This is a genomic window from Bacillus sp. WMMC1349 (assembly GCF_013155385.1).
Classification (GTDB): domain Bacteria; phylum Bacillota; class Bacilli; order Bacillales; family Bacillaceae; genus Bacillus.
On sequence record NZ_JABJUQ010000007.1, the window covers coordinates 3,295,861 to 3,322,792 of the forward strand.

Annotated in this window: 28 protein-coding genes; 2 read left to right on the forward strand and 26 right to left on the reverse strand. The window is 38.7% G+C overall.

Annotation, left to right across the window (positions count from 1 at the left end; translation table 11 throughout):
- Positions 1–300: 300 nt before the first annotated feature.
- The 14 genes from csrA to degS all read right to left on the reverse strand — a co-directional run bounded on the left by csrA (position 301) and on the right by degS (position 11,066).
- Positions 301–531, reverse strand: coding sequence for a carbon storage regulator CsrA (csrA, locus tag HOO54_RS19315; RefSeq protein WP_172298135.1), 231 nt, complete (start codon positions 529–531; stop codon positions 301–303).
- On the reverse strand, positions 525–956 hold the full coding sequence (gene fliW / locus HOO54_RS19320; protein WP_172298137.1) for a flagellar assembly protein FliW: 432 nt from the start codon (positions 954–956) through the stop codon (positions 525–527). The genes csrA and fliW overlap by 7 nt, the downstream gene beginning before the upstream one ends.
- Before the next feature lie 16 nt (positions 957–972).
- A complete protein-coding gene (locus HOO54_RS19325) occupies positions 973–1,542 on the reverse strand; it encodes a DUF6470 family protein (RefSeq protein ID WP_172298139.1) in 570 nt (189 codons plus the stop codon).
- A 51-nt stretch (positions 1,543–1,593) separates the two neighbouring features.
- Positions 1,594–2,502 carry a flagellar hook-associated protein FlgL gene (flgL, locus tag HOO54_RS19330; protein WP_172298141.1) on the reverse strand — a complete coding sequence of 303 codons (909 nt, stop codon included), beginning with the start codon at positions 2,500–2,502 and terminating at the stop codon, positions 1,594–1,596.
- Positions 2,503–2,512: 10 nt separating this feature from the next.
- Positions 2,513–4,033 (reverse strand): flagellar hook-associated protein FlgK, encoded by a 1,521-nt coding sequence (gene flgK / locus HOO54_RS19335; protein WP_172298143.1) that lies wholly within the window; start codon positions 4,031–4,033, stop codon positions 2,513–2,515.
- Positions 4,034–4,050: 17 nt separating this feature from the next.
- Entirely contained in the window at positions 4,051–4,533 is a 483-nt protein-coding gene (locus HOO54_RS19340) for a flagellar protein FlgN (RefSeq protein WP_309244916.1), read from the reverse strand.
- 14 nt (positions 4,534–4,547) lie between these two features.
- On the reverse strand, positions 4,548–4,814 hold the full coding sequence (gene flgM / locus HOO54_RS19345; RefSeq protein ID WP_172298147.1) for a flagellar biosynthesis anti-sigma factor FlgM: 267 nt from the start codon (positions 4,812–4,814) through the stop codon (positions 4,548–4,550).
- A gap of 80 nt (positions 4,815–4,894) precedes the next feature.
- A complete protein-coding gene (locus HOO54_RS19350) occupies positions 4,895–5,314 on the reverse strand; it encodes a TIGR03826 family flagellar region protein (RefSeq protein WP_172298149.1) in 420 nt (139 codons plus the stop codon).
- Between the two features lie 60 nt (positions 5,315–5,374).
- A complete protein-coding gene (locus HOO54_RS19355) occupies positions 5,375–6,064 on the reverse strand; it encodes a double zinc ribbon domain-containing protein (RefSeq protein WP_172299719.1) in 690 nt (229 codons plus the stop codon).
- 1 nt (position 6,065) lies between these two features.
- Complete coding sequence (gene comFB, locus HOO54_RS19360) at positions 6,066–6,350, reverse strand: late competence protein ComFB (RefSeq protein WP_172298151.1); 285 nt, start codon at positions 6,348–6,350, stop codon at positions 6,066–6,068.
- Between the two features lie 55 nt (positions 6,351–6,405).
- Positions 6,406–7,827: an ATP-dependent helicase ComFA gene (locus tag HOO54_RS19365; RefSeq protein ID WP_309244888.1), complete on the reverse strand. Its 1,422-nt coding sequence runs from the start codon at positions 7,825–7,827 to the stop codon at positions 6,406–6,408.
- A 121-nt stretch (positions 7,828–7,948) separates the two neighbouring features.
- Positions 7,949–8,791, reverse strand: coding sequence for a DegV family protein (locus HOO54_RS19370; protein ID WP_172298153.1), 843 nt, complete (start codon positions 8,789–8,791; stop codon positions 7,949–7,951).
- 338 nt (positions 8,792–9,129) lie between these two features.
- On the reverse strand, positions 9,130–9,822 hold the full coding sequence (degU, locus tag HOO54_RS19375; RefSeq protein WP_172299730.1) for a two-component system response regulator DegU: 693 nt from the start codon (positions 9,820–9,822) through the stop codon (positions 9,130–9,132).
- Between the two features lie 86 nt (positions 9,823–9,908).
- The gene (gene degS / locus HOO54_RS19380; RefSeq protein ID WP_172299731.1) at positions 9,909–11,066 is read right to left on the reverse strand and encodes a two-component sensor histidine kinase DegS; all 1,158 of its coding nucleotides are present in this window, start codon (positions 11,064–11,066) and stop codon (positions 9,909–9,911) included.
- Positions 11,067–11,272: 206 nt separating this feature from the next.
- On the opposite strand from degS, the gene HOO54_RS19385 reads away from it, so the two are divergent.
- Both HOO54_RS19385 and HOO54_RS19390 read left to right on the forward strand, forming a co-directional pair.
- A complete protein-coding gene (locus HOO54_RS19385; RefSeq protein ID WP_172298155.1) occupies positions 11,273–11,911 on the forward strand; it encodes a YigZ family protein in 639 nt (212 codons plus the stop codon).
- 14 nt (positions 11,912–11,925) lie between these two features.
- Positions 11,926–13,005 (forward strand): LCP family protein, encoded by a 1,080-nt coding sequence (locus HOO54_RS19390; RefSeq protein WP_172298157.1) that lies wholly within the window; start codon positions 11,926–11,928, stop codon positions 13,003–13,005.
- Positions 13,006–13,316: 311 nt separating this feature from the next.
- Here the strand turns inward: HOO54_RS19390 and HOO54_RS19395 are convergent, their stop codons facing one another.
- The 12 genes from HOO54_RS19395 to HOO54_RS19450 form a co-directional block, all read right to left on the reverse strand.
- Positions 13,317–14,381, reverse strand: a complete 1,065-nt coding sequence (locus HOO54_RS19395) for a glycosyltransferase family 4 protein (RefSeq protein ID WP_172298159.1) — start codon at positions 14,379–14,381, stop codon at positions 13,317–13,319.
- Positions 14,382–14,493: 112 nt separating this feature from the next.
- Positions 14,494–15,729, reverse strand: a complete 1,236-nt coding sequence (gene tuaH / locus HOO54_RS19400) for a teichuronic acid biosynthesis protein TuaH (protein ID WP_375335815.1) — start codon at positions 15,727–15,729, stop codon at positions 14,494–14,496.
- Positions 15,698–16,456 (reverse strand): teichuronic acid biosynthesis protein TuaG, encoded by a 759-nt coding sequence (tuaG, locus tag HOO54_RS19405; protein WP_172298161.1) that lies wholly within the window; start codon positions 16,454–16,456, stop codon positions 15,698–15,700. The genes tuaH and tuaG overlap by 32 nt, the downstream gene beginning before the upstream one ends.
- A gap of 27 nt (positions 16,457–16,483) precedes the next feature.
- The gene (gene tuaF, locus HOO54_RS19410) at positions 16,484–17,164 is read right to left on the reverse strand and encodes a teichuronic acid biosynthesis protein TuaF (protein ID WP_172298163.1); all 681 of its coding nucleotides are present in this window, start codon (positions 17,162–17,164) and stop codon (positions 16,484–16,486) included.
- On the reverse strand, positions 17,155–18,648 hold the full coding sequence (gene tuaE / locus HOO54_RS19415; protein WP_172298165.1) for a teichuronic acid biosynthesis protein TuaE: 1,494 nt from the start codon (positions 18,646–18,648) through the stop codon (positions 17,155–17,157). The genes tuaF and tuaE overlap by 10 nt, the downstream gene beginning before the upstream one ends.
- Before the next feature lie 64 nt (positions 18,649–18,712).
- Complete coding sequence (locus HOO54_RS19420; RefSeq protein WP_172298167.1) at positions 18,713–19,642, reverse strand: NAD-dependent epimerase/dehydratase family protein; 930 nt, start codon at positions 19,640–19,642, stop codon at positions 18,713–18,715.
- A gap of 17 nt (positions 19,643–19,659) precedes the next feature.
- The gene (tuaD, locus tag HOO54_RS19425; RefSeq protein WP_172299733.1) at positions 19,660–20,991 is read right to left on the reverse strand and encodes a UDP-glucose 6-dehydrogenase TuaD; all 1,332 of its coding nucleotides are present in this window, start codon (positions 20,989–20,991) and stop codon (positions 19,660–19,662) included.
- Between the two features lie 96 nt (positions 20,992–21,087).
- A complete protein-coding gene (gene tuaC, locus HOO54_RS19430; RefSeq protein ID WP_172299734.1) occupies positions 21,088–22,275 on the reverse strand; it encodes a teichuronic acid biosynthesis protein TuaC in 1,188 nt (395 codons plus the stop codon).
- 20 nt (positions 22,276–22,295) lie between these two features.
- Complete coding sequence (gene tuaB, locus HOO54_RS19435) at positions 22,296–23,735, reverse strand: teichuronic acid biosynthesis protein TuaB (RefSeq protein WP_172298169.1); 1,440 nt, start codon at positions 23,733–23,735, stop codon at positions 22,296–22,298.
- A 22-nt stretch (positions 23,736–23,757) separates the two neighbouring features.
- Positions 23,758–24,417, reverse strand: a complete 660-nt coding sequence (locus HOO54_RS19440) for a sugar transferase (protein WP_172298171.1) — start codon at positions 24,415–24,417, stop codon at positions 23,758–23,760.
- A 221-nt stretch (positions 24,418–24,638) separates the two neighbouring features.
- Positions 24,639–25,187 carry a GNAT family N-acetyltransferase gene (locus tag HOO54_RS19445; protein ID WP_172299735.1) on the reverse strand — a complete coding sequence of 183 codons (549 nt, stop codon included), beginning with the start codon at positions 25,185–25,187 and terminating at the stop codon, positions 24,639–24,641.
- A gap of 165 nt (positions 25,188–25,352) precedes the next feature.
- Positions 25,353–26,840: an N-acetylmuramoyl-L-alanine amidase gene (locus HOO54_RS19450; protein ID WP_172298174.1), complete on the reverse strand. Its 1,488-nt coding sequence runs from the start codon at positions 26,838–26,840 to the stop codon at positions 25,353–25,355.
- Positions 26,841–26,932: the final 92 nt, after the last annotated feature.

Below are 26,932 nucleotides of genomic sequence, written 5' to 3' on the forward strand. Positions count from 1 at the left end.
GCAGTTTGTAGCATTCAGTGAGCTCTTTCTGACTGTTACATATTTCTATATCGGAGTGAAGAAGGAAATGTTTAGAATAAAAATAGAAAATCTTCTCTTTTTATGTTAAATTATTGTTTTGTGTGAATCGAGGATTTGCTAAGAACTGATAAATATTCAAAAACCTGCTGTTTAAGTCCCTTTATTTGTCTGGCAACGATATTAACATTCAATACGACCCAAAATTAAAAAAAGCCGGCAAATTGGTCCTTTAACAAAGACCAAACTGCCAGCTTTCTAATCGAAAACGAAAGCCCTATTTTATTCCTCACCTTTTTGTAAAGATAACTTCGTCAAGAGATCACTTGAAAAAGATGCGGCCCGGTTGTTTTCTTCCTGAATGGCCAAATAAATTTCTTTGCGATGAATATCAATTCGCTTCGGAGCATCAATACCTATCTTCACCTGATCTCCTTCAACAGCAATAATTTTGACTTCAATATCGTCACCAATTTTAATCGCTTCATTAAGCTTACGAGATAAGACTAGCATGCTCCCCCTCCTATCACATGTTTCGTTTGATATGGAGAGTTTGGCAAAATCACTTGTTTAGCCAGCATTTGTTTACGGTTGACAATGATCGGCGCCAATAAATTTGCTGTTGTTTTTTCAAAAGGATCTTCAATTGTTAAAATTGCCATCACTTCAACATCTTCAGAAGCTTCAATGTTGAGAGACTCTACTGTCGAATCATCAAGATCAAAAGCATAATCTTTAAAAAAGATGAACGGACTTGTCACGATAAAAGCGAGCTCTTCCATCTCAGTCGATTGGAGAACAAGAAATGGTGAATCTTCTGAGAGCGGTAAAATAACAAACTTTTTTTCATCTACAAATCCGGGCAGTCCACTTTCAAAGACAATGATTTGGTTTTCATTAATATTTGTTTCACCATGATACTTCGTTTTAATGATCATCATTCACGATCCTTTACTATTGTTTTGGCTTTGGATATTCCACATTTATTTTTAACTCGGGATATTGAAGCATGTCAACCTTCACACTACCTGGTGTATAGTCGACCACTGGTTTATGTGGTGTAAATTTAATCACTGGTTTATGTGGTGTTGCCTTAATATCTACTTCTGATGGTGTATACTCAATTTTAACCCTTGAAAAAGCAGGTGAAGAATGAATACCAATTTGAATAGGCTCTGGTTCACTGTTTCTTCTCGCTTGTTCTGCAATCGGGTCGCCACCATTTTCAATTCTCATCAATTCGTCACCTTGTTCGGCAGTGCGCGCGATTCCGTCAATACAATCTTGCTGACCTTGTTGAGCAGCTTCTTCAATTCTTTTAAAAATATGCTTCCTATCTAAGTCTTCCCAGGCTTTTGTCTGATCAATCGTCAGTTTTGAAGGTTTAACAGATATGTCCAGTTCAGCATGGGGCTGCTCAATTTCCATATCAGCACGAGGCTGTTCCATCCCTAGTTTTGCCGGAGTAGTTGTTAGTCCAATTCGTGCTTGTACGCTTTCCATTATCAGCCTTGGCAGCTGCATTTTGGTTACCTCCTTTTGTTGAAAAAAAAGCAACTCACGAAAGAGTCGCTTTTATCTTAAAAAGTCAATTAATGTCGGCTGAACAATTTTTGCATTGACAGACAGTGATGCTCTGTGAACACTTTGCTGTGTTACAAATTCTGAAATCACTTTTTCAAGCTCAACATCTTCATTATCTGATAACACTTTTGTTGCTGTCTCTTCCTGCACATTTAACCGAGTATTGATTAATTCAAGGCGATTATAGCGCGCACCGACATCTGAGCGCTCTGCACTCATCGTGTTCGTGAACTGATCAATATCAGATAAAATGGTCGTCATTCCGCCCAAAGACCCTGATTTCAAAGCCGTTTCTAAGGAATCAATCATTTCAAAAACATTTTGTCCGCTTCCTGATTGACCGCCAAAAGCTGAGATTGGGTTTGAATTCACTTTTAATGTTGCATTACTGGAAACATTGACATTTACATCAGATGTGCTTGTATAACTTTCAAAGTTATACGTATAAACACCACCGCTTTCTACGATCGGGGCAACATCCGAGTTTGTTCCGCTAAAAATGTAACGCCCATTTACTTGCGTATTGGCAATTTGAATCAGCTGTTCCTTCAGTTGGCCGACTTCAACTCCAATTGCCTGTAATTCCGCATCACCATTTGTGCTATTTTCAGCTTTAACAGCAAGTTCTCTGATTTTCCCCATGACATCGGTGGCTTCTGTAATGTTTGTCTCCGTATTTTCAAGCCAAGTAAAAGCTTGTGAAGCATTGCTTTGATATTGCTTTACTTGGGATAATTGTGTATTGTATTTCAAACTTTTCATCGCAACAATCGGATCGTCTGATGCTTTTGTAATCTTTTTGCCTGAAGCAATCTGAGATTGAAGCTGGTCCAATTTTCCATAGCTGGAACTGATATAACGCAAAGAGTTTTTTGCGATCATCCCTTGGGTTATCCGCATTAAGCCTTACCTACCTTCCCACGACACCCATGCCGTTAATAATCTTATCAAGAATTTCATCCTGCAGCGTGATCATCCGTGCCGCTGCATTATAAGCATGCTGAAATTGAATCATGTTTGCCATTTCTTCATCAAGAGAAACAGCACTCGTTGACTGGCGGTTCAACTCAGCTGAATTGAGAAGTGTTTCTGTGTTTTTCGCCATCCGGTTCATTTCTTGAGCTTGAACGCCCATCTCTCCGACAACACCAGCGTAATAATCCAAAACACTCGCCGTTTTTCCTCCAATTGTCATTTTGCTTGTGAAAACAGCCGCCAAATGGGTTGCATTTGAGTTATCGCTTGTTTCACCATTAAGTGAAGCAGCGATATTTCCCCCTTTAGAACTGAGGATATCATCAGCCACTTTGATCTTAGCTGCAGCTCCTTTTGTCGGTATACCTCCACCGGCAAACTCAAAGAAAGCGCCACCCGGAGCACCTGTAGAAGTCACTCCATTTTGATGAACAGTATTAAATGCGTCAGCGAAAGCAAGCGCTATTTCATCAAGGTTTGCAAGCATTTGTGGATATGTTCCTTTTTCATTACCACCAGACATGTAACCGAATGATTCGACTAAACCCAACAAAGACCCTTTACTTGTAAAAGCATCGGCAGCAACGTTGGTCGCCCCTAGTGATATGCTTGTAACAAGACCTGTCGTGCTATCATAGTTCGCTTTGACATTTTCGGCTGTAAAAGTGGGACCGTCAAGAATCTTCCCAAGGGGCAAACCGTTACTTCCTAGAACTTCAACTGAAACAAGCCCTTCCGCAATTGGAAGTGAATGACCACCTGTTTTCGTATAGCTGACTTTAATACTAACCTTTGAAGAAAGCTGGTCAAGTAACAAATCACGCTTATCATACAAATCATTTGGCAGATAACCGTTTGGCTCAACCTTGGCAATTTGTTCGTTCAAACCATTCAATTGAGACAGCAATGAATTGATCGTCATAACATCCTGTTCAAGCTGATCACCTAAATTGGTTTTCACAATGTTTAATGAATCTGATAAATGATTAAACGTCTCAGCAACTGCCTGTCCTTTTTGCGCAACAACAGAACGGGCACTTGACTCATTAGCGTTATTTGTCAACTCTTGGATAGAATTCCAAAATGAATTAAGGACGCTGTTTAAACCGGTGTTATCCAGATCATTCATAATGCCTTCCATTTGTGAAAAAGCATCGACTTTCGTGTTATAGTAACCCGCATTCGTGCCTTGCAATCGATATTGATAATCAAGAAAACCGTCTCTTACTCGTTCAACAGAACCGATTTCAACACCTGTTCCCATTTGCCCTGCAAGTTCGACAGCATTCCTTGATACCGTTGGATAAGGGGATGTCGCTTTAAAACCAACACGTTGTCTTGTATACCCTTCAGTGTTGGCATTTGAAATGTTATTTGATGTAACACTTAAAGCAGCCTGTTGGGCGGACAGTCCTCTTTTGGCAATTTCCAATCCCATAAAAGTTGGTATTGTCATAATTCTTTCCCTCCGTTCTAAGCCTTTGAATCGAAAAGAGAAAGCCGGCTTGAACCGCCCGTTGGGACTGGCTCTTGCGGTTTTCCATAATTCGTATTTCCTTCTTTCGGAAGAAGCATATCAAATGTCAGAGATATGAATTGCAGTGATTGAAAAGTCAGCTGCTTATTCAAAGCATTGACATCTTTTAAACGGATGAGTAGCTGTGAAAGTTTAGTAAACAGCTGTTCTAACACCGGTTTTTCACTGTCTTCCGCTTCACTGATGCAATTGTTAATGGTAGCATCGGAGTGACCAAGACATGCAGCTGTTGCTTCAATACGCATCCTTTCTGTCTCTTCAATCGCCTGAACATACTTTTGTTCTTTTGTCACAATCTCTGAAAGCAACTTAATTTCATTGTTCTTCAGTGCTTCCGTTTTTTGTTCAGACAATGTTAACAGATGCTCATGTAATTTACAAAGACGTTCCAGCTCTCTAATCACCTGTTTCACTAATATGCCTCCTTCTTCCCTTATTGCTGTTTATAGAAATTAACCATTTTTTCAGCTATACTTGCACGATCTATTTTGTATGTGCCGTTTTCAATGGCTGCTTTTAACTGAGCAATTTTTTCTTGGCGTTCTCGCATTAAATCAGGACTTTTCAGCAGCTCTTTTGCTTTTGCAGAAATTTCAACTTTATCCTCCTGCTGAGTTGCTGACTGAGCTGGTGATGTTTGTTTTTCAAAAGATTTATGATAAGGATTAATTGATTGTGTTCCATATTGGTTAATCTTCACTGGGATTCCTCTCGCTTTCCATCATAGTCATCTATGATCATACTCATTTTATCGACTGAGCTGCAAGTTAGTTTAGGGAATCATTTATTTTTAGGATTAAAGTTATAGTACGTGCCTTTAGACCTATCTCTGATCTCTTTTTCAAGTTGTTCCATATGGTCCATTTGACTCATCTGCCCTGCTATATCTTGTTCACAGGCTGCACAATACCGACCGTCCCTGATAGAATCTCCGCATCTGTCACATGGGTATCCGAGATTGGGAAGATGAGAAATTTGAATTCTCTTTTGCTTAATGAATTTGAGAATTAATTCTTCATCAACACCCGTTTTTTCAACAATCTGCATCATTGTAGACTTGCGATTTTTTTGGTTCTTAATAAATTTATATACTTTTTCAAAACAAAGCTCTTCTTCTTTGAGGCATTTGTGGCAAACAGTTTGAAAACTACTTTTCATAAACAACGCATCACATCGTGGACAATTCGCCAATTGACTCATAAATTCTGACTCCTATCATTAAAAATTCTACCTATTATATCGGCTGAAATAAGAAATGATTTAACTCCGTATCAACGTGTAAGAAAATACCAATTTAGCCTCTCCACACAATGTCAGACATTCTGCTGCATGGTGAAGGGTTGATCCTGTCGTATACAGATCATCAATCAGCATAATGTTCAACCCTTTGACAGAACCCTTTTCTGTTTGAAAAGCGGCTGTTCGTTTTAGGCGTTCTATCCTGCTTTTTTTTGATTGTTTTTCAGACTCAATTCTAGTTAATGGATGAATGACAGGTTTTTTTAATAAGGCTGCAAGCCGTTCTGCCTGGTTAAATCCTCTTTCTGTTTTTCGTTCTTCACTAAGAGGAATCGGGACTAAAGTAAGATGCAACTGACGGTAGTACCGTTGAAAAGTGTTGATGAACGAAGGTTCAAAAGCGTAAACCAACTCAGCATCACCTCTGAACTTAAATTGGGCAAGGACTTCTTTCATAAAGGAGTTGTATTGAAAAACGGAGCGGTTTTGCTGAAGGAGAGCGCGAGTTTTAGGATTGACTTCCCATTGTAAACAGTCATCGCAAAGTTTTTCACTGTCTTGGGGACGACCGCATTTGTGACATACTGTTCCTGTTATCTCCAGAAAGCCTCCTGCACATCCTTTACATATTCTTTCTTCCCTTTGTAAACAGAATAAAGAATGCCATGTTAAAGAATGTGAAAGAGGAGCTTGGCAAATTAAACAAATCAGGCTATTCCCTTCCTTTCAACCTATTTTCACACAGCGGATGATCATTGACTTTTCTTGCTGCTTCAGCCAATGTAACAAGCATGGTTGTATTTTTTTGCTTATCGATGAGCTCTGCTTTAATGTAAGCGAGCTTGGACTCGTCGGTGACATATTGTGGCTTCACTGAATTTAAAGCAAGTGCCAGCACATCCTCTTTACACCTTTTGCATATGCATTTCATTTGTAACTGGTCGATGTACTGATGAAACAACTCTTCCATAACAGCTTCTTTGGCATTGACTAACATTGGGATAACGCTCCTCTTTTTGATGTAATGAGTATATTTTACCATGAACATATGACTAGTCAATCCACTTTTTCTTCCTAGCTATTGTATTCATATGCTGAATATGGTTAAAAGCTGCTGTCATAGACCTAGTTATTCCAAAGTGAAAAAAATAAACTTCTCCATTTGTAAAGTACGGATGCCTGCCGGCTCTTCCTGCCATTTGCACAAGGGCACTTTCACTAAAAACAGCAACTTCCGCACCAAGAACTCCGACCTGGGCATTTTTTACTGTCACTCCCCTTTCTAAGATCGTTGTTGTGACCATAATATGGAATGAATCTTCTCGAAACCGCTTCACTTTTCCTTTTCTATTTTTGTCATTAGCATGTACACCTTCAACAAGAAATCGATTTTCTTGAAGTATATTAACCACTGATTCAAGTACTGGAATCGAAGGAACGAATAAAAAAACAGGTTGGTTCTGATTTTGATGTTTGAAGAGCCACTTTTTGACTGCAAAAGGGATTTTCCCACGAAAGAGGCTTCTCTTCCAGTTTCCACACCATTTAAATACAGGTTCTGGCAGTGGCTGACGATGATATCTGGCGGGAATCCGTACGACAGGTAACTGACTTTTTTTAGCATGCCGCTTCATCTTTGAAGAAGGTGTAGCTGTTAAATAAATTCGGGCACTTTCTTGTCTTCCTGCTTTTTTCGTAGCATATTGCAATGTTCGATCAAAAGAATACGGAAAAGCATCGACTTCATCAATGATGATGACATCAAACGCTTCTTTATAACGCATCAGCTGATGAGTTGTGGAAATCACAAGTGGTGAAAGTTTTCTTCTATCTTGACTACCTCCATACAAAACAGTTATTTCCTCACCTTTAAAAGCTTTTTTTAATCTCGGGGCAAGTTCGAGAACGACATCCGTTCTCGGAGTAGCAATACATAGCCGCAGTCCTTGGCGTAAGGCATATTCGATTCCTCGAAAAAGAAGTTCTGTTTTCCCTGAACCACAAACTGCCCAAATCAATAGCTCTTTTCTTTGACGAATCGCTTCTACAACAGCGACAGCTGCTTTTTCCTGGCCAACCGAAAGACGGCCTTCCCAGGTCATCTCGACAGACGGGCATTTGGAAAGAGCTTTACCTTGCCAACTCAATAGAGGTATACATTCACTTACTCTTCCCATCATCACACATGAACGACAATAGACACAGTTTTTTTTACCGCAAATTTCACATGGGAATTGTGCAAACAAGTCATGATGATGTTGACCGCAACGCCGGCAAATCCAAGCTGTTTTTGTTGTAACAAGCGATTTTTCCGCTTTTATGTACCCTTTTTTAATATGCCAATTAATGACATCATCAGGAAAAGGAAGTTCGTTTTGAAGAAGATGCCGGAATTCTAGAAAAGAGCGAAGTTTTTCGGAATATGACGAGGGGCTGTTACCATTGTACTGATCAGATTGTTTGATATATTTCACCTCCGATGGTTATCAGTATGGATCATTTTTGTTTTAAAGTAAAATAAGCAAAATCAAAAAATAGTGTTAAAAAACAGACTAAAAAAAGAAAATCCCCGCTTTGCAAAACGGAGACTTTCTATTATGCTATATACCAGGCAATACCCATGGCACCTTCACCGAGGTGCGTACCGATGACAGGACCGAAATAGCTTTTATAGAATTCTACATATGGATATAACTCTGATAGCTCTTTAATAATCTGATCAGCCTCTTCTTCTCGATTTGCATGAATCACTACTGCTTTCAATGGCTTTCCTTTTTTGGCATCTTCACCAAAAAGCTCATACAGACGGTTGAGTGCTTTTTTCCTTGTCCGAATTTTTTCAAACGGGACAATTAGCTTATTCTCAAAGTGTAAAATCGGCTTTACTTTTAAAAGGCTCCCAACAAAAGCTTGCGCACCAGTCAATCGACCGCCTCTTTGCAGATGAGAGAGATCATCAACCATGAAATAAGCTCGCATTGTCGTCTTCATATCGTTCAAATGGCTAAGAATTTCTTCAGGCAATGCACCATTTGCCGCTAATTCCGCTGCTCTGAGCGCATAAAAACCTTGCGCCATACAACTGATTTCTGAATCAAATGGATATACTTTGATGTCTTCCAGTATACTGTTTGCTGACACGGCACTGTTGAACGTCCCGCTAATTCCGCTGGAAAGATGAATACTGATGACTGCATCATAACTGTTCGCTAGCTTCTCATATAGAGCGATCAATTCGCCGTAAGCAGGCTGTGACGTTTTTGGAAGAGTTTCATGAGCTTTGATTTTTTGATAATAGTCCTGCCAGCTCATATCAATTTCTTCTTTATAAGAATCCTCTCCAAATATCACGTTAAGCGGTATCATATAAATATGGTAGCGTTCGCGAAGTTCTGGAGGTATATATGCCGTACTGTCTGTTACTACTGCTGTTTTCATAAATAAACCTTCCTCTTATGAAAGATACTTTTATCTCTATTTTAAAAGAAAAACAGTTGTTTTTCATTAAATTTTTATAAATCAACAAAAAGTCACCCACCGATAGAGATGGTTTGATCATGTTCTCTTAGTCTATCCTTGTCATCAGTTGTAAAATCATCAAAATAGACATATCCGTCAAGATATGGATTGAAGATCTACAATTAGTCAAACTGTAGAATTACGGGGACGCTTAGTGTAGAAGAGTAAACCTCTATTTGTCATGCATAACAAGTCCGCTAAAAAATCCTTTTCTGAGCGGCTCATAAGAATAGACTTGCCACTTGGCAAGTCCAACTTTATCGCATTTCTACCCAGCCGTTTTTAATAGCAACTACAACAGCTTGAGTCCTATCATTCACATTCATTTTTTGGAGGATGTTGCTGACATGGTTTTTAACTGTTTTTTCACTAATGAATAAAGATTCACCAATTCCACGGTTACTCTTTCCGTCTGCAAGCATCTGTAAAACTTCACATTCACGTCTGGTAAGTATATGCAGAGGTCTGCGGATTTCAGGATAAACTTCATGTTGTGCCGCATGCACTGTCACACCGCTCGTTGCGAGACGGCGAAATTCGTTAACAAGATTATGTGTCACTTTAGGATGTAAATAAGATCCGCCTTCAGCTACTACTTTTACGGCTTCAATCAGTGTATCAGCGTCCATTTCTTTCAGCAGATATCCGCGTGCTCCAGTTTTTAATGCATGTGTCACATAGTTTTCATCATCATGGATTGACAAAATAATAACCTTTGATTCCGGGAATAGATCGACCAGTTGTTTTGTCGCTTCTACACCGTTCACATTAGGCATATTAATATCCATGATTACAACATCAGGATGGTAGTGCTCGACAATACGAGCCGCCTCATCACCATCGTCTCCTTCAGCTACGACCTCAAAAGTAGGTTCAAAATCCAAGATCCGTTTAACACCTTCACGGAATAGCTGATGATCATCAATAATAACAATATTTACTTTGTTCATCACACGCAACGCCTCCCCATTATCATTGTTCTATATACCGCTTTTATGGTCAATATGTCTTTTGTCTCTATTTTACAATTTTTTATTTACAAAGAAAGCGGAACTTTGATCATAATAAATGTCCCGAGACCTATTTTTGAATCTATTGTCATGGTTCCTTCAAGCAGATCGACCCGCTCCTTCATGCCGAGCAATCCGAACGATTTGTTTCGCTTACTTTTGGTTTCCTTTAAATCAAAACCAGTTCCATTATCTCTGATGATCATCATAACAAAATCTTTTGTCACTTCTACTTTAACATGAATCTCATCAGATTCGGAATGTTTTAATGCATTTGTGACAGCTTCTTGGGCAAGTCGGAAAAGCGCAACCTCAAATCGAGGTGCTATCCGCCGATCTTCCGATTCTCCGATACATTGAAAATGAATCTTGGCTTTACCATGGTAATCTTCGATCGTATTCAAGTATTTTCTTAATGTCGGGATTAAACCTAAATCATCCAAAGCCATTGGTCTTAAGTCATAAATAATTCGTCTGACTTCATAAAGAGCATTTCGAACATTTTGACGGAGGTTTTTAATTTCTTGAAATCCTTCCTCTGTTCCCTTTTCTCTGAAAATCCTCTCGATTAATTCGGACCTCATCATCACGTTTGCCAGCATTTGCGCGGGACCATCATGGATTTCACGGGAAACCCGTTTTCGTTCTTCCTCTTGTGCTTCGATAATTCTGAGCCCAAAATCCTGTTTTGCCTGTGCATCCTCTAAAAGAACACCAACTTGGCGCAAATCTTGATTTAAATAGTTTAAAACAACAGAGATTTGACTGACAAGCCCTTCCGAGCGCTCGATAATTTCCTGAAGTCCAAGAAGACGTCGTTCTAGGTCATCTCGCTTTTCTCTTAGCTGCTTTTCCCGCTGTTGGATCATTGTCAGTTCTACTTGAAGTTCATGCGCTTTTTCATAAGCTTCACGAATTTCGTCTTCACTGAATTTGTGAAAATTTCTGCTGACCTCTGACAACCGGTTTCTGGCATGTCTTGCATAAACCTCTAACCTGTCTCCAAGATCGATGACTTCGTTGACCTGTTGTTTAATTTGCTTTAACTCTTCTACAAGGCCTTCATATTGCTGTCGGGACTGCTCACCGATCTGAAATACTTCGTCTTTACTTCCATCGACAGTTTTTAACATTTTCATAATAATTGAATCTAAGACTTTGGAGTCCATTTTGGTTTTAGACATGCTCACCCATTTTCCCTCCGTAATAGCATTGTCATTTACTTTTTATGATAATTTTCATTGATCTGAAATTCGTGTCGAATTATAATGAAAGAATGCGTATTGTATTTTTTATGCTTTCCCATCTATCTCTTTAATCATAACAAAATACGCAACAAAATTCTAAGCCTGTTCGTTTTTTTTTGAACTGTCAGGGGGGAAACAGGCAAATGCTACAAAGCTATCTTACAGTCTCCGGAGAAGGTATATATGAAATTGTGATCGAAAAGTCACGGTTCATCTGTCATTTAAACCGCGCAAACTCCGAAGAAGAGGCACAGCATTTTATTCAGAAGATTAAAAAACAACATTGGAATGCAACTCATAACTGTTCTGCATATCTCATCGGAGAAAATGATCAAATTCAAAAAGCAAACGATGATGGGGAACCGAGTGGTACAGCTGGAATTCCAATGCTTGAAGTGTTAAAAAAACGCAAACTGAAGGATACTTGCGCTGTTGTGACACGGTACTTTGGCGGGATTAAATTAGGTGCCGGCGGATTGATAAGGGCTTATGGTAAATCTGTATCAGAAGGGCTAAATCATGTCGGCATCACAGAACGCAAACTGATGCGAGTCATGCACACAAAAATCAACTATACTTGGCTCGGGAAACTGGAAAATGAACTACGTACATCCCCTTACAAATTGAAAAACATCCATTATGCCGATGAAGTTGAATTCGAAATTTATGTGAAGGAAAGTGAAAAACAGTCCTTTACACAATGGATAACTGAACTGACGAATGGTAAAAGTGAGAATAAAGAAGGTATTCAAATCTACTTAGAAGAAGCTTTTAATAATTAAAGGAGAATAAACATATGGCTGAACGTATAAGAGTGAAAGTTCGTAAAAAAAAGAATAAGAGGAGGAAAATCGTTAAGCGGTTTATTGTCCTTATGCTACTGGCCATTCTTGTGGTTATTGGAGTAGGAATTTACAAGATTGTCAACACAATTTCTGCGGCTGACAGTACTTATGAAGAATTAAAACGTGGCGAGAAGTCAGAGCTCCGTAATGAAATTGTTGATATTCAAGAAAAACCTTTCTCAATTCTAATTATGGGAATTGAAGATTATGCAACAAATGGTGATCACGGCCGCGCTGACTCACTGATTGTTGTGACACTTGATCCTAAGAAGAAGACGATGAAAATGTTAAGTATACCGAGGGATACAAGAGTTCAATTAGCGAGTAACACAACCGGAGAAAAAAAGAAAATCAATGCCTCCTATGCTAAAGGAGGTAAAGATGAGACAATTAGTACCGTTGAAAACCTTTTAGGAATTCCAATTGATAAATACGCAACAGTTGATTTTAAAGGATTTAAAGAAGTCGTTGATGAAATCGGCGGAATTGATGTTGATGTACCATTTGATTTTAACGAAAAGAGCGATGTATCTAAAAAGAAAAAAATCTATTTCACAAAAGGTCATATGCATTTAAATGGTGAAGAAGCCCTTGCATATGCGCGGATGAGAAAACAGGATAAGCGTGGGGACTTTGGTCGTAATGACCGACAAAAACAAATTCTAAAAGCAGCGCTTGACCAAATAGCAAAACCGGAAAATTTGATGAAAATTGATGCGATTGCGCAAAAAGCAAGTAAAAATGTTAAAACTAACATAAAAATTACAGAAGCATTGGCCCTGCAAAAAGTATACAGCGGCTTTTCAGGTAAAGATATCGAGACTTTAAGCATAAAGGGAAAAGATTTGTATATTAACCGTGAATACTTTTTTGAAGCAGACAAACAAAACTTAGCAAAAGTCCATGATGAACTAAATCAACATCTCTATCCTGATTCAACCGCTTCAAATTCTCATGAAACATCCCCTGAAAGCTCGACTAATGACAATGTACCAGACAATTCAACCGAATTATCTGAGCCTACTCATTAATTCGATCATTGTAGACACCTCCTGATGGTTATCAAGAGGTGTTTTGTTTTTGGGAGTGTCCTGAAAGTGCTCTGGATGAATATTGCTTTCCACGGACGATCCACGAGCCTCCTCAGAGCTCGTTCCTTGCTCCTGTGGGTCTCACCTGGCTCGCTGTTCCCGCGGGAGTCTCGCAATTCCCATGATTCATGTTGATAAAGGACTTTTTAGACAGCGCCCTTTTTTGACCTCTTCATATGTACTTTTTTCCATAACAACAAACCCTGACTCCAAATTGAAATCAGGGTTTGTTGGTTTATTTTCTAAAAGCCTTAATTCCTTTTTACCATTCGCCTATAAAACTTAGTAAATGGTTTATATCTCTCATTCACCAATCCAGTTACTTCAGCGATGATCTGCATAAAAAAGATCAAGCCAAAGATAATAAAGATCGACATCCAGAGTGTCGCAGTTTTCAGCACAATCGCACTCAGGCTAAAAACACAGCCAATTAAGTATATCACGATAACGGCCTTTCTGTGAGATAATCCAAACGCCATCAGCCTGTGATGGATATGGGATTTATCAGGAGCTGATATTGGCTGCTTGTTCAATATTCTTCTAATAATGGCAAACGTCGTGTCAAATATTGGTACCCCTAAAATAATGATAGGAACAACAACACTGAATAATGTGACACTCTTGTATAGCCCTAACAGCGACAGAACGGAGATCACATAGCCGAGAAAAAGCGAGCCTGTATCCCCCATAAAGATTTTTGCTGGGTGAAAATTATAGAAAAGGAATCCGAGTGTACTACCAATGACAACCAATGATAAAGAGAAAATTAAAATTTTGTCGGCTGAAAAAGCCATCACAGCAATGGTTGACAAGCCGATAACGGAAATCCCTGCAGCCAAGCCGTCCAACCCGTCAATTAAATTAATGGCATTTGTAATCCCAACAATCCATAAAATGGTCAAGGGGTATGCCATCCAACCTAAATCATAGCGAAAATCTGCAAATGGAATCGATAAAAACTCCATTTTCAATCCCGTACTGACAATCATACACGCAACTAATATTTGAACAATAAATTTAATTTTTGGACTTAAATTATATTTGTCATCGACAACTCCCAAAATGACAATCATAAAAGCACCGAGGGTAATTGCTGTTACTCTGTTTTCATATAGACCTCCGGCTAATGAACCGGTCAATACTCCTATAAAAATGGCTAAACCGCCCATTCTAGGCATGACTTTATCATGTATTTTTCGAAAGTCCGGCTGATCGACAATACCGGATTTGATCGCTAAACGTTTAATAAATGGAGTGATGATTAATACAGTTAACAGAGAGACAAAAAACGCAATAATCGTGCGTTCATAAGACATAAAAAAGTCTCCTTTTTATTGAATTCTGGGTTGTTTATAATGTTCCGATCCTATCTATTATACAATTTCATTAGTTATTATAACAAGCTTCTGCAAAAAGAAACATCATAAATTAAATAATCTGCTTTTGATCAAGCTTTATTTTGTTGTAAATTTCCTGCAATAATTTCTGCCAATCTTTCTCTCGTGCCATGTCTTTGCGATCTTTCATATGGATTGGATTATGATGGGAACGTTCTAACTCTTCACAAACAGCCGTAAAATGAGTTGGATCGCTTTCTGAAAGATGTCGGTAAATATGTTTTTTCTCTACCTTTTTTGTCGAAGGTAAGTTAACACCGACCACAGGTTTTCCCGAAGCTAGAAACTCAAACAGTTTTAACGGAAATACGGCATTATTGTATGGTGAAGGTTTATAGGGCATGATTCCGATATCAATTACATTCATATAGGCGGGAACATCTGCCGGCGCCACTGGGCCTGTCCAAATGACATTATCCAGCTGAAGCAGTTCTTTAAAATCAGGATCTCCATTTGTTCCGTCAGGACCGACAAATAAAAATATCCAGTCTTTGTTGGTCTCTGCTGTTTCTTTGACAAGTTTAAAATCAAGTTTTGGTTTAATCCCTCCGATAAAGCCTAAAACAGTTCCATCTCTGCCGTTTAAGATGTCCGCTTTTTCATCGTTCAGAGCGAAAACATCGTATTCCACCCCATTTTCTATCGTGAAAACGGGCTTCTCTTCGCCTTTAAGACGGTTCATGATGTTATCGTACAAATAATCAGAGGTGCAAAAAACCGTGTTTGCAGCCTTGATAATGCGATTTTCTGCTTCAAAAATAATTTTTTGTCGAAATTGTAACAAAAGACTTTGTTTTCCACTAATCGGTGCTGTCCAAAGATCGCTACAATCGTAAATGACTTGATCCCAATGATAAAGTGATGACAGCCCAGGAAAGCCGGGAAAAGTGTACCATAGACAAACTTTATTATCTTGTGCATTTGTATTTAACCATTGAAGCAAAGGAATCAGCTTTTTTTGATAAAAAAAATCTTGATAGCGGGCAAACCTAAAGATTTTTTTCTTTAAAAAATCTTTTACCGCAAACTGCTTAATACCATTTCCCAATTGTGTAAATGAATCTGAAGAAACGTTTTCAGATGGATAGACCCAAATCACTTGTTTAGTAGCTTTTTGCTTTGCTAAAAACTCCGCAAGACGATGTCTTCGATATCTCAATTGGTCTTGTCCCCATTCACCTGTCGCCACCACAATGTGGATTACTTTGTCTGCTTTCACATTCATCACCTTGCCATTATAATCTTTTCTTAACTGCGTTCTTTGCATAATGAACAAAACACCATGTTGCTTTGACCAAGTGAAGACGTTCGATTTCTCGGTACACATACCAAGTTTTTTGAGCTGCCTTCCATTTGTTTCTCGAAATTGAATTGTTAACAATTCGGTATTCGGCTAAAGGTTTATTCAGTCCATATGCCTTAAATCCCCTTTTTAAAATAGACAGCCATGTTGCTAAATCTTGACGAGTCCTGATGTTTGGCATTTCTATAGGTCCTGTTTGCTCAGTGTCAATCATTACTGTTAAACAGCCGATAATCGTGTTCTTTAAGACATCATCATATGTCAAGCTTTCTGGTGCCTGAATCGTTTTTTGAAGTGGTTCTCCGTTTTGACTGATCAATTCGTAAGCTGTAAATGTAAAAGCATATTGATGATCTCTCATAAATGCGAGTTGTTTTTCTAGCTTCTCTTTTTTCCAGACATCATCACTATCCAAAAAAGCCAAATAGCGACCCTTCGCTTGTTTCAATGCCGCGTTTCGGGCTACAGCAGCTCCCCCGTTTTCTTTTAAATTAATAAGACGTATTCGGCTGTCCTTTTGTTCATACGATTGAATAATGTCTCTTGTTCGATCAGTTGAGTGATCATTGGCAATAATCATTTCCCAATCGAGAAAGGTTTGATTTAACAAAGATTCAATTGTCTTCCCAATAAAATTCTCGGCATTATAGGCAGGTGTTATCACAGATATGAGTGGTTTTTTACTTGTCATCGTTCTGCTTCACATCCCAATTCAAATTTAGGCTTCACGAAAAACTTCAGGAACAACAATGATAAAAAATGACAGTGCTAACCCGATCAAAACGCCTAACACCGCTCTTTTTTTAGGTGTCATTCCAACGCCGCCGCTATCTAAAGCAGTTAATGGTTCGACTTCCTCTGCGGCTTTTATTTCCAGTTTTCTTGTTTCAAGATCGTACAAAAACCGCTGTTTATCTACTTTTGAATCGTGACTGACCGATTCGTTTTTAAGAGCTTTTATGTTTTTATCGATCACTTGCTCTCTTTTTAAAAACCGATTTTTGTCTTTTTTAAAAAAGGTATCTCTAATTTTTTCTAAAACAGTGAAGGTCTCCTTTTGGTCAGCTCCTAAATAGCTAAGATTGAAAACAGTGTCTGAGCGAATTTCGACCAACAGTTTGTCTTTCATGTCTGTCAATTCCTCTTCATCCATTTCTGGAAAAACCTCTTTTAAAAATGGCTCACTTTTGAATAAAACAGAAACTTCTTTCGTTTTGGTGTAAAGCGGGTCTCCATAATTACCTGTCGAGATTGTGACAGAGGCTTTGTAATTAGACGGTGAATTCCCTTTCGGAAAAATATATCCTAACAACCCAAGAACAAGCGGTAGTGCCAAAATTGGCACAATGTACTTTTTGGTTCTTCCTACAATACGTTTCATAAAATTGTTCACAGCCATTTCTCCCTGTTCATTAATTTTTCCCCTGAACGAGCTAACATACTAACTTCAAGACGTTCCGCTTTAAAGGTGTTCACAGTTGCAATCACAAGAGCAAGAAACACCCAATGAAAATATAAGTTCGAGACAGAACTAGGACTGATGCTTGAGACAAGAAAGCTGACTAGCGCTGTAATCAATCCTTCTAACAGAAGCTTATAGCGTCTTTCCAGTTTTCTCTGATGAAAACGGAAAAGCATTGTTATCAAATAGATATACATGGTTAAATAACTGAGCATCATGATCACCCCGAAGTTTGCCATGATCTCAATGAGCCAATTATGAACCTCAACGACTTGGTCAGTATCAAATAGCGGCTGATGTTCTAAGTAGTATGAGACATTTCCAGCACCTACGCCAAATCCATATGTATCCAACAAATAATGCCCGGCGTTTTTCAAAAGGTTCGCCCTGGCAATGTTTGAAGGCAATGGTTCACTAAAATCATGTGTAGCTTGCGGTGCTAAAAATAATGTATAAACAATATTTGAGATCTTGCCAGCATATAGAGTGGCAAAAGCGATGAATCCGGCAAAACCGATGGTGATGGCCCACTTTTTTAAATAGCGAGGCAGTAATAGGAATACATAAAGTGCAAGACCTGCCATAATTCCCAATAGACTGGCCCTTGAACCTGTTAAAAAAATTAAATAGAACGAACATAGAGCCAGGAGAAAACCGAGAACCTTCAGAAATACGTTTTTAATGTTTTTGAAATAGGCTAAATATAAGAAAAAACTAATGGATAGAAAGGTTGCAAAATCATTTTGATTAAAAAAAACGGATGTTGGGTAATGTTGCTTATAATGCGGTCCCTCATAAAGTGTGGAGCTTGGAAGATGGTTTAATGTAAAATGATTGTAAAAGCCGAGTACCATTAAAAAGATGGTCATGACCATCCATATGTAGTAAAATGCCAACAACCGCTTCATTTTCTGAACATACATCACGATCAAAAAAACAAAAAATATCCCCATCCCCATAAGTGATAAATATTTGATCCCATTTGTAACAGACTTGACCCAAAGCAACGAAATCATTCCATAACAAAACCAAAAACTGAAAAATAGGAGAATCCCCTTAACATGGACCTGTTTCCACTGTTCTAGATGATGATTACTTTTTATCAGTTCAAGTAGAAATAAACCAGCAGCAATCATCAGAAGTATTCTGTATGGAAACAGACTGAAAAATCCCAATTTAATTGTAAAAAACGCATTATTTGCAAAAGTTGCAGCAATCAAAAGATAAATGACAGAAATTTTCAACTTATCATATGACAAGTATGGTTTGAGCAACAAAACCACTGCAAAAACGCTCAACATGAGAAATACAAATAAAATCATTTTTGTACTTTTTTGAGCCAATATTTGAGTTAATCCAAAGCCAGCGGTGAGAGCAGTAAACCATATGAGCACACCAGCCGCCGAACGTTTCAAACTCATCATTTCCCCTCCTTTTTGCGAATTTTAGGAGTGGGCTGCTGGCATAAACCAGCAGCCAGCTGTGTTAAGCATTCATTTCTTTTTTATAAAAGGAAATGGTCTTTTTCAACCCTTCATCAAGTGGCATTTCCGCTTCCCAGTTTAGTAATTTTTTTGTTTCCTCATTGCTTAGTGTACTGTGGCGAATGTCTCCCGGTCTTTCAGCCTCATAAATTGGAGAAAGTGTAGAATTTGTCGCCTTTTTCATTTCTGTAAACAGTTCATTGACTGTAATGGAAAAGCCGTTTGAAACATTTAAACAAACGTTTGATTGAGCTTTAAGGGCTTTAATATTTGCCGATGCCACATCACCAACATAAATAAAGTCTCGAGACTGCTCACCGTCTCCAAAAATGACTGGTGATGTTCCGCTTGTTAACAAATCGGAAAAAATAGAGACTACACCACCCTCACCTTTTGCATCTTGCCGAGGTCCATAAACATTGCTGTATCTTAAAATGCAGTACTCAACCCCATAAAGGTCATAGGCTATTTTTAAATAGTTTTCAACTGTAAGCTTTGTCAATCCATAAGGAGAACCTGGATTTGTCTTGTGACGGGTGTCGACAGGCAGATAGTCGGGATTCCCGTATACAGCAGCAGTCGAAGCAAAAATAATTTTGTTCACGCTGCATTCACTGGCAGCTTTGATGATATGCAATGAACCTCTTATATTGATGTTTTCATCTTTTAAAAAATCGCTGACAGATTCTGCAACACTCACTTGTGCTGCCAAATGAATGATATAATCGGGATTAATGCGTTTGATCAGTTCGATAACATCCGGTGCTGTTACATCATGCTCATAAAAATCGATAGGAAGTCCCTCAATATTTGAGAGATGCCCTGTTGTCAAATCGTCTATGATTGCTACTTGATAGTTTTCTTGCAATAACTGTTCTGCAATATGGGAACCGATAAATCCGCATCCGCCTGTCACTAATACTTTTTCCATTGTTAACACCCCGCGTTTTATACTTTTGTTAAAATCTTCTCTCCCTGGATTTCAGGGCGGCCAATTGAATGATAAATAAATCCTTCTCTTTTCATATCTTCTAGTCTAAATAAATTTCGTCCATCAACTAAAATAGGTTGTTTTAAACATGTTTTCAGTTTTGTTATATTCATATGCTGAACTTGCGGCCATTCTGTCAAAATTAGGCATGCATCTGTTTCTTTAGCTGTTTCAAACAAATCCTCACTATAAACAACTTGGTCACCAAGAAGTCGTTTTGCTTCAGGGATTGCGATCGGATCATATGCTTTCACTTGTGCTCCAAGGTTGTGAAGCATTGGAATGACATCCAAAGCTGGAGATGAACGCATATCATTTGTATTTGGCTTAAATGCCAGACCAAGGACCGAAATTGTTTTGCCTTGAAGATCCCCGAACACATGAAGCAGTTTTTGAACAATATGAGCACGCTGTTTTTGGTTTGTCTCAATGACAGCTTCAATCATTTTAAACGGATAACCGACTGATTTGGCAATTTGCAGTAAAGCCATCGTGTCTTTTGGAAAACATGAGCCACCAAAACCAATTCCCGCATGTAAAAATTTTTTACCGATTCGGCTGTCTAGTCCGACACCTTCAGCAACTTTTTCAACATCTGCTCCTACTCTTTCACAAATATTTGCAATATCATTAATAAAAGAAATCTTTGTTGCCAAAAATGCATTGGCTGCATATTTAATCATTTCCGCACTTTCAAGGTTTGTTTTCACAATTGTGGTTTCGAACGGTTGATGTAATTCTTCAATGATCGTTGCAGCTTTTTCACTAGTTGCACCAATGACGGCTCTTTCCATATTCATCGTATCAGCAATAGCCGTTCCTTCACGGAGAAATTCTGGGTTTGAGACTACATCAAACGGATGTCTGCCTTTTGAAACCTGCTGAATGATTGATTGAACGAGTTTCCCCGTTCCAACAGGGACAGTACTTTTATTTACGATAATTTTATAGCCGTTTAAGTTGGCACCGATGATGTTTGCTACTGCTTTGACATGACGTAAATCGGCTTCCCCATTTTCCGACATTGGTGTTCCAACTGCTATATAGATAATATCAGCCTTTCTGATTGACTCTGGAATGTCTGTTGAAAAGAATAAACGGTTTTCTTTCGTATTTTTATCAACCAGTTCTTTTAGTCCGCTTTCATAAATTGGGATGATACCTGCTTTTAGACTGCTTATTTTTTCAATGTCTATATCACAGCAGACAACTGAATGTCCTACCTCAGCAAAACAAGTTCCAGACACCAGTCCAACATACCCTGTTCCAATAACAGCGATTCTTTTCAAAATGATCATTCCCTCCATTTAAGCTAACCCTTCAATCCAATAGCTTTGTATAGGCAATGATGTTTTCTCTGTTTATTTATCAGCATGGACTTAATTTTACTGCTTTAAACGATGATTTTTTCGGATAACACCTTCATATCTTTTGATCAATGTTTCGGCATTTTGCCTAGCATTATATTGTGAACAGACCTTATGATACAGCTCCTCTGTCATCTCCTTTCGCCAAATGCCACCTTCTGTATAGTTGAAGATTGCTTCTTTTAAAGCAGGGGCTGAGCGCGGTTTAATGAGCAAATCTTGATACTTGCCAAATAAAGATGGGACTCCCCCAACTGCTGTACATAAAACCGGAATCTTTAAAGCAAGCGCCTCAATCACAACGGTTGGCATGCCCTCTGAGTATGAAGGAAGAACAAACAGATCAGATGCTGTCAAATACTCAGAAATGTGCTGATTGGCAATTTGCCCTAACAAAAGTACTTTTCTTCCTGCTGTTTGATGAATGACTTGTTTTTCAGGACCATCACCGATAAAAACCGCGACATACCGATCATCTAACTGACTGACAGCCTCAGCAAGTTCTCTGACACCTTTTTCTTTCACAAGGCGCCCGACAAAAGTGATCAGCCTTTTTCCTTTGGGAAGATTGAGTTTCTCTCTTAGTTGATCTTTTGAAACCGCTGGCTTTTGAAAATGGTCAAGGCTAACGCCAATCGGCAGCACTGAACTGTCAATTCTTATCATTTCCCTCGTTTTTTGCTGAAGTACTTCACTGACTGCCAAAACAGCTGATGCTGATTGTACCGCTGTTTTAAATGCTTGAAAAGCACTTTTGCTATAATGAGGATAGATATTGACATCACTGCCGTGTAATGTCAACACATAAGGTTTCTCCAGCTTTGTTGAAACAACAGCTCCAGCACCTCCAGAAGGCATGGCAAAATGCGCATGGATCAAGTCTGGATTGAGCCTGTTTTTCGTCATCGTCTGCAGAACGCTCTTCGCCACGCGGTGATGCGGCTGGGCCCATTTTAACTGACCGGGTAATGCCATATAAGGCGGTCTGTAGATGGTGATCCCTTTTCGTTCTTGATGATCAGGGGGCCGACTTTGCCGATATTTCTTTTTAAAAACCCGTAAAGGTGCTGGGTTGACAGGGAAAGGACAAATGACTGATACATCAATGCCATGCATCTTCAATGCCTGTACTTGTGTCTCATGAAAAACACCTTCCCCAGGCTTTGCTTCACTTGGATAAACACTGGTAAGCCAAAGAACTTTCAACATTAAACGCCCTCTCTGAGTCAATTTCGGTACCGGACTTTGAGTGCCTTTTGATACACTTTACTGATGAGAAAGCCGTAAAAAACGGCACTGATTCCGACTGAGATGGTCAACTGCAGCCATGATTCAGTCGTAAGCTGTCTGCTGAAAACATTTAGAATCAGAGAAAGGCAAGCCATCATCACGGTCAAGATGAACGGTTTCATGATTGTTCTAAAATAGTCTTTCAGCTTCAACTGAATAACAAATTGCAACAGCCACCTGCCAATAAAAAAGTTGAGTAAGCTGACAGCAGCGTAGGTCCAAGCAAAAACCGATAAATCTTTTGTTAAAACTGCTGCATATAGTAAAAGACCATAGAGAATCATAACACCACTATCCCAATAAAATGCCAGATCTGCTCTCCCTTTTGCCAATAAGATTGACCCGTTCGGATTCATCAGCACCCTGAGCAAACCGACAATAGCCAAAATATTGAGAATCGGAATAGCTGCAAGCCATTTTTCACTGAACATGACTTTAATAAATAAATCAGAAACAGTTGGCAGTCCGATCAAAAGTGGGAATGAAACGAGTGCGAGAAGTTTTGTAACATTTAAAAAACCCTCTCTTAACGTTTCATTATCTCTTTGGTTTTTGGAGAAAACCGGAAAAGCAACTCTTGTAATAATCGGATTAATTTTCAGAACAGGGATTGTGATGATTTGATATGCTAAACTATAAATTCCTAAAGCCTCTGCTCCAAGAAAACGACCGATCAAAATCATATCCATATTGGCACCCACTCTGTTCACCAACCGTGAAGCTAACTGGAATGCACCAAAAGCAAAAAAACTTTTTACTTCTCGTAGTGCAAACACAAATGAAGGACGCCATTTTTTAAAATATACAGCAAAGAACAAGATTCCTTTAAAAGAATTTAGAAAAACTTGTGACAAAACATAGGCAACGATTGGATCCATCAGAAATACCAAGCCGATGAGCATGATAAATGATGAAACATTTGCTCCGGTTTCAATTTTACTTAAAACCTGAAATTTCAAGTCTTTTTGAAGCATATATTGATATTGCTGTCCAATCGGTGCAACTAAAAACATCATCGCCAATATTCGAATGAGTGACACAAGTTCATCACGCTGATAAAAGTCGGCAATGACAGGACTCAAGAAAAAAATACAGATAAATAACAGAATGCCTGTGATGATATTAAGCCAATACAAAGTAGATAATTGACGTTCATTTACTTTTTCCTTTTGAATTAAGGCCGCCCCAAAACCCATATCAAGTACAATTTGTGTAAAAATCGTCACTGTTGTCAGCATTCCGACTAAACCGAATTCAGCGATTGTCATGATATGACCTAGTAATACAAATTGCGCAATTTGAATAAACGTAATGATGATGGTAGAAGCGCTTGTCCACTTCGCACCATGTAATATTTGTTTTGTAATCGTTGACATAGCACATTTTCCTTACTTTGTATTATCTGGCTCCATCACCAGTCAATACAACTTTAAACGTTTTAATGATCACCTTCAAATCGAGGAGAAACGTCATATTTCGAATATAATATAGATCATGCACCAATTTTTCTCGCGGACTGATATCATAGCCTCCGTTGACCTGCGCTAGACCTGTTAATCCTGGCTTGACAACTAAACGGTTTTGAAATCCTGGAATGTCATGCTGAAATTTGGCAGTGAATATTGGTCGTTCCGGCCTCGGTCCGACAAGGCTCATATCTCCGATTAAAACATTCACCAGCTGTGGAAGTTCGTCAATTCTTGTCTTTCTGATGAATGCCCCGATCGACGTAATTCGCGGATCATTTTTTCTCGCCCATGTCGCTCCAGATTTTTCAGCATCCATCCTCATTGATCTCAACTTATACAGCTTAAAGTGTTTACCGTCTTTCCCGACCCGCTCTTGACGGTAAAAAGGCGAACCAGGAGTTTCTATAGAAATGATAACACAGAAGACGAGGATCACCGGCAATGTAACAGCGAGTCCAATAAGAGAGAGGACGATATCCATTGCCCGTTTCACATACAAATAATATTCTGCTTTTTCAGACAGAGTACAAGAATAGGTTTGCTGTGTTGAGTATTCATTATACACCCTTAAGCTTTTGTCCATACTCACTGACATACACCTCACGATTTGGATTGGTACTTTGTGATCTCTGCGTCAGTTTAGCATATGGACGTAAATTGAATGTAAAAGACCTGTTAAAGAGTGTTAATCATATTATTTTTTCTTAAAAATGATATGACTCCATGTTCTTAAAACAGTGGAATCATCATACTATATTTCCAAACAGAACGAAAATGAAAAAAGACACAAAAAAAAGCCCAAAATGGCTTTTACTTCATTGCGTATTGTTTTTCCCACTCTTCTCTTAAAATGCCCATTCGAATGGAGTCATAATAAACACCTTGATAAAGTCGACATTTTCTTAACCTTCCTTCTAATGTCATCCCCAATTTTTCTCCTAATCGCATCATCCGGAGATTTCCTGACCATGTCGTAAAACCGACTCTGACCAAAGGTAATGTTTTAAACAAATGATCGATCCAATGTTTTAAAAAAAGGGTTCCATATCCACCATTCCAATAGTTAGAGTCATAAATAGCAATTCCAGCTTCAAGCCAATTAGATTCCTGATGCTCCCAGTAATATGATACTGCACCAATCAGCTGATTATGAATGAACAACCCCCAGCGGTTATCTTTATGAATAAGAGAAGAAGCTTTGTCTTGAAGAAAATCATTGTAAGATAATATCTCATGTGGATAATATGGAGCATCCCATTTTTTCCATTCTGGATGAGGTTGTTTATACACCAATTCCCAGTAGGTTTGTAAATCTTCTTTATGTAATGGTCTCATGTGAAGATCTTTATTGATTTCAATTCCCAAATCTTACACCACCTAGATTTAAGTTCTGTTTTATAATGAAAGTTGAACAGCGAATCATGCCAATACTTGATGAAGTAAAATGGATAATATTATCATCTTAACAAAAAAGCTTGTCGACATAAAGCCGGTTTTTCACGACTTTGTCGACAAGCTGTATTCTTAATAATAAGCGACAATTCCATTATAAATTGCGCTTGCAGCCCTGTCTTGATAGTAGCCGCTGTTTAGCTTGTTTGCATCACTTTTATTGGTAATAAATCCAAGTTCAACTAAACAGCTAGGCATTGTTGATTCACGAATAACATGGAAATTTCCAGTTTTAACTTTACGGTTATTTGTATTCATCGCCTTATAAAGTCGGGTTTGAATTTCTGTTGCCAACCGTTTACTGTTTGTTGCTTGGTATTTTGTATAATAATACGTTTCTGTACCTGTAGCAGCTGGAGTAGCTGAATTAGAATGGATGCTGACAAAAATGTCGGCATGATTGGCTTTCGCTTTTGCTACCCGCTGAGAAAGAGTTAAATAAACATCAGTTGATCTCGCCATAATCGGGAGTGCGCCACCGCTGGATAGTTTACTATAAACTTTTTTTGAAAAAGCAAGGTTGACATCCTTTTCCTTAAGTCCATTAGCAGACGCGCCAGGATCACTTCCTCCATGACCGGCATCAATAAAGATTTTTTTACCAACAATCGGATTTTTCAACTGTGAGATGACATTGGATTTCACCGAAATGGTTCCACCAAGAACAGTAAATGTTGTCATTCGATTTGAACCGATTGCTTCTCGTGTAGGTTTTGGTAAAGAACCTGCATCTGTGAACAGTACCGGTCGACCTTGTTTTGCCGCAAGCACTGAACCGGCAAGTGCATCGGCATATGTATAGCCATTACCGATAACTGCACTTTTTGTTGATGAGTAATATTTTTTGGCAATATTTCGGGCTACTTCAAAGCGGCTGTTTCCCCCAATTCGTGTTGGAGAAGCTAGCTGGCGATAAACACTGTTCGTGACACTAATTTCACCGCCGACAACAATTGTTGATCTTGTCCCTTTACTTTTCATTGCATCTTTCGTTGGGCTTGGAATCGAATTTGATGTCGTTAATAGAATGGGAATCCCTTTTCTAGCAGCATAAGCACCGATTGCCATACTATCAGCATATGCTGTTCCATTGGCAATGACTGCTTTTGAATTGGCTGGAAGTTTTTTCGCAATGCGTTCCGCCACTTCATAGCGGCTCACTCCACCGATTCGCTCTACTGTAGAAACACCAAGTTTTTTAATTTCACTCACAACTTTGTTGCTAACACTAATCGTTCCTCCGATGACAATCACTTTTCTCGGTTTTAATTGACTGATTCTGTTTTTAGTAGGTGTTGTCAGTTTTGACGATTCTGTTAAGAGAATGGGTGCATTGTTTTTATATGCAAGTGGTGTAGCTGAAAGAACATCAGCATATGCTTTTCCATTTGCGACAACAACTGTGCTTGCACTGCTCCACCCTTGTTTTGAAACATTGACTGCCACTTCATAACGGCTGACACCATCTAATCTAGTGGCAGATTGTGCTGCAAGTGCATTTGGTACAAACATGATCAGCCCCAATACAATGATTGGTATACTTCTTAATAAACCCCGCAAATAAATCTCCTCCAAAATAACATTTATGGTAACAATCCCCTAAAAATGAATATAGGAGGCTCAAAACGGCCTCCCTTTGTCTCTTTATCTAT